Source organism: Planktothrix sp. FACHB-1355 (assembly GCF_014748295.1).
Lineage (GTDB): Bacteria > Cyanobacteriota > Cyanobacteriia > Cyanobacteriales > Aerosakkonemataceae > Aerosakkonema > Aerosakkonema funiforme_A.
In genome coordinates this window covers 1-4108 of sequence record NZ_JACJUP010000610.1, presented here as the reverse complement: position 1 = coordinate 4108, position 4108 = coordinate 1, and the positions used below count along the sequence as shown (strand labels likewise).

General features: G+C 45.7%; 3 protein-coding genes. All 3 read right to left on the bottom strand.

The features are described from left to right. Positions 1-255 precede the first annotated feature (255 nt). A complete protein-coding gene (locus H6S82_RS21580) occupies positions 256-1092 on the bottom strand; it encodes a transglutaminase family protein (RefSeq protein ID WP_190473190.1) in 837 nt (278 codons plus the stop codon). Between the two features lie 353 nt (positions 1093-1445). Then, the gene (locus H6S82_RS21575) at positions 1446-1661 is read right to left on the bottom strand and encodes a type II toxin-antitoxin system HicB family antitoxin (protein WP_190473193.1); all 216 of its coding nucleotides are present in this window, start codon (positions 1659-1661) and stop codon (positions 1446-1448) included. Positions 1662-1913: 252 nt separating this feature from the next. After that, positions 1914-4108: ATP-dependent Clp protease ATP-binding subunit (locus H6S82_RS21570; protein ID WP_191056681.1), on the bottom strand; the 2195-nt coding region annotated here is incomplete at its 5' end.

Sequence of the window (4108 nt, the reverse complement as noted above, 5' to 3'; positions counted from 1 at the left end):
CATCTTCTCAGCAGGAAGTACGATTTAGAAGATATGAATGCGTTTTTGAAGTTGCAGCAGGCAGCGATGTCCGGTTATGTTAAGCAAGAGTCTCGTGAATTGATCGCTGCCAAAGCCACAAGCTGTTAATCTGGCAACTTTATTCTAAAATCAGTCAGGGTGTTTCTGGTTAGCAGGAAAGCGAAAGGCAAAAGCCCAGGCCAATATTTGATTTGGCACTGGGAGTGTTATTCAAATTCTGTTTCCGAAGTGATGTTAGGAAATTGCGATCGCCATAGCTTCAGTAGAAGCTTTGTCGAGTTGTTCTACTTGTGATGGTTCTACAAACAGTTTCATTTCTGCCATTTGTACGGAACCAAACAAGGTAGCAAAAGCGACATCTGCCGCATCGAGACCCTTTCCAATACGAATTATACTATTTAACGGCACCAAACGGGTGGCATCAAACAGATACCAGCGATCGCCCAGATAAGCCTCAAAACAAGCGTGAAAATCGGGGGGATTGAGACCGTAAGCATAAGCGCTGACAAAACGCGCTGGAATATTCAAAGCGCGGCAGAAAGCAACGCCTAGATGGGCAAAATCTCTACAAACACCCGTGCGTTGCATAGCTGTGTCGTAAGCCGAAGTCTCAGAATTGCTGCTACCGGAAATATACGTAACTTTGTTATAAATCCAGTCGCAAATCGCACTAACTCTAGAATAACCGGGTTCTAATTCTCCAAATTCACTCTGCACCAAACCCATCAGTCGATCGGATTGGCAGTAGCGACTGGGATAAAGATATTGTAGAGTTTCCATCGGCAAATCTGCGATCGTCACTTCAGGAATTGTATTGGGGTCTGCCGAAAAGTCTGACAATTCGACTGTTGCTTCATAGTTAACTTCCAATGTGCCCACAGGCGCGTTAACTCGTACATATCGATTTCCACTTACAGGTGCAATATATTCTTCAAACTTCACACCCGGTTGTAAATTTAGCTTTTCGTGGGAAATGCGTTGGTAGTTACTATTAACTACATGGATATTGAACACCAGAGTGCTGGGTGTGTTGATGGTGTAACGTAATAAACAGCCAAGGTAAAATTTCATACTTATTGTTTCAGAACTTACGTAAATGCTAAAGCGATCGCACTTTTGCGTCCAGGGGTTGAAATCGCGGCTTGTCTAACAAAACTCGTCGCTTGATACTATCCATCCGCTTTGAATCGCTTGATTACCTCAAGAACGTTGATTAGTTTTCGTTTCTATCCTAAATTTTTTTAAGGCTGAGTGTTACCCTTCTTCCGACAGATGTCAGACATCGTTTTATGTTGTAAATTGGGGATAATGAGAGAATTTAGAGAATAAGTATCAAAAAAACAAGCAGCAAAACAGCAAACTGGGTGAGTGGTAAAAATTAAAAGAGATTGGGTCTTTGGTACTAAGCTGATAAGTATTGATAATTAAGCTGCAACAGAAATTGCTTTTGCTTTAAGTGATGGTTCTGGAATCGGTTGACCATCTTCTCGAAGAGTGTCAATATAAAGCTCAATTGCTTCTTTAATATTATTTTCTGTTTCTGCCAAAGTTTTCCCTGTTGAAATACAACCAGGTAAATCAGGAACATAAGCTGAATAGTTAGTGCCAGCGCATTCAAAAATAACAACATATTCTTTCATTATTCATCCTCCAGTTGTGCTTGTTTCCAAATACTTTTGAAACTAACTCTCCCATACTCAGTGGCCAAATTTTGATACTTTTGGGAAAAATGTAGAGAAACCCGGTTGCTTGGCCCAAGTCCTAAGTTTATTTTCAACAGGTGAATAAAAAAGAGTGTGGGTTGGAATCAATCGAAAAACGGTAGAAACAAGTTCTACCGTTTTCTCATAGAATTAATTGGTTTGATGTGAAAACTCAACACTCAAAAAGCATTACTTTTCAAGAACGCTTGGTGTCAAAGCTTTCTTTTGACCTTGTAAAACCTTAACCTGACCTTGATCGTCCACATCTACTACAGCCGTATCGCCGCTGTGGATGCGTCCGGAAAGGATTTCTTCGGCGAGAACATCTTCCAACAAACGCATAATTGCGCGACGTAAAGGTCTTGCACCGTAGCTGGGATTGTAACCTTCTTGCACCAAGCGATTCTTGAAGGCTTCTGTTACTTCCAGCGTGATTTCCTGTTCGGTTAAACGAGTAAATACTTCGCGCAGCATGATGTCGGCGATGCGTTTGATTTCTTCGTTGTTGAGCTGGCGGAAGACAATAATCTCGTCGATACGGTTGAGGAATTCTGGGCGGAAGTACTGTTTGAGTTCTTCGTTAACCAGGGTGCGAATGCGGTTATACTGAGCTTCAGCTTGACTTTCGGAAGCGCCATCGAAGAAGCCGAGTTGGCTACCGCCTTTCTCGATTACCTTCGAGCCGATGTTGGATGTCATGATCAGCAATGTGTTCTTGAAGTCCACGGTGCGTCCCTTGGCGTCGGTCAAGCGACCGTCTTCCAAGATTTGCAGGAGCATATTGAACACATCGGGGTGGGCTTTTTCGATTTCGTCGAATAGCACCACAGTGTAGGGACGACGGCGCACTGCTTCTGTGAGCTGACCGCCTTCGTTGTAGCCAACGTAACCGGGAGGGGAACCGATTAGCTTGGATACGGTGTGGCGTTCCATATATTCCGACATATCGAGTCGGATCATAGCTTCTTCAGAACCGAAGAAGTAGGAAGCCAATGCTTTGGCTAATTCTGTCTTACCTACCCCTGTTGGGCCAGAGAAGACAAAGCTGGCGATCGGACGGTTGGGGTTCTTCAGACCGACTCTGGCGCGACGAATGGCGCGAGAAACAGCCGTTACCGCATCTTCTTGTCCGATCAAGCGCTGGTGCAGGGTATCTTCCATGTGCAACAGCTTCTCGGATTCAGATTCGGTCAGCTTGTTGACGGGAACGCCAGTCCAGGATGCCACAATTTGGGCGATATCTTCCTCGGTGACAACTGGCGATAAATCTTTGTCAGTGGAGTCTGTCTTTTTGCTTTGAGAAATAGCGCGAATTTGAGCTTTGATTTCCATTTCGCGATCGCGCAATTCCCCAGCACGATCGAAATCTTGGGATCTCACTGCATCGTCTTTTTCTTTAAGTACCTGACGCAGTTCTTTATCGAGTTCTTTTGCTGCTGGTGGCAATTGCGAGTTAATCAAACGTACCCGCGAACCTGCTTCGTCAATTAAGTCGATGGCTTTATCTGGCAGATAGCGATCGGAAATATAGCGATCGGATAATTTCGCCGCAGCTGACAAAGCTTCGTCAGAAATTTTCAGTTTGTGGTGCTGTTCGTAGCGATCGCGCAAGCCATATAGAATTTCGATAGTTTCTTCTACCGTTGGTTCGCCCACCATCACCGGTTGAAAGCGGCGTTCCAATGCCGCATCTCGTTCGATGTGCTTGCGGTATTCATCGAGGGTTGTTGCACCGATGCACTGGAGTTCGCCTCTAGCGAGTGCGGGTTTGAGGATATTGGCGGCATCAATGGCACCTTCTGCGGCACCAGCACCGATGAGGGTATGCACTTCGTCTATTACGAGGATGACATTTCCGGCTTGACGGATTTCATCCATGATTTTCTTGAGGCGTTCTTCAAATTCACCCCGATATTTTGTGCCTGCAACCAACAAACCGATATCCAGAGTAACGACCCGTTTTTCTTCCAAAATATCGGGTACGTCGTTATTAGCGATGCGTTGTGCCAAACCTTCTGCGATCGCCGTTTTCCCTACACCCGGTTCCCCAATTAACACTGGATTGTTCTTCGTGCGACGACCCAAGATTTGGATCACCCGTTCGATTTCCCGCTGACGACCCACTACAGGATCGAGCTTACCTTCCCCAGCCATCTGAGTTAGGTTCGAGCCAAATTCATCGAGAGTTGGTGTTTTCGTGCGCCCTTGAGTTGCGCCTGGGGTTACTTCGGTATTTTCGCCCAGCATCCGAATCACTTGCGTCCGGACTTTGGAGAGGTCAACGCCTAAATTTTCCAGGACTCTTGCTGCCACGCCTTCCCCTTCCCGGATTAGGCCCAAAAGCAGGTGTTCCGTGCCGATGTAGTTATGCCCCAGTTGACGTG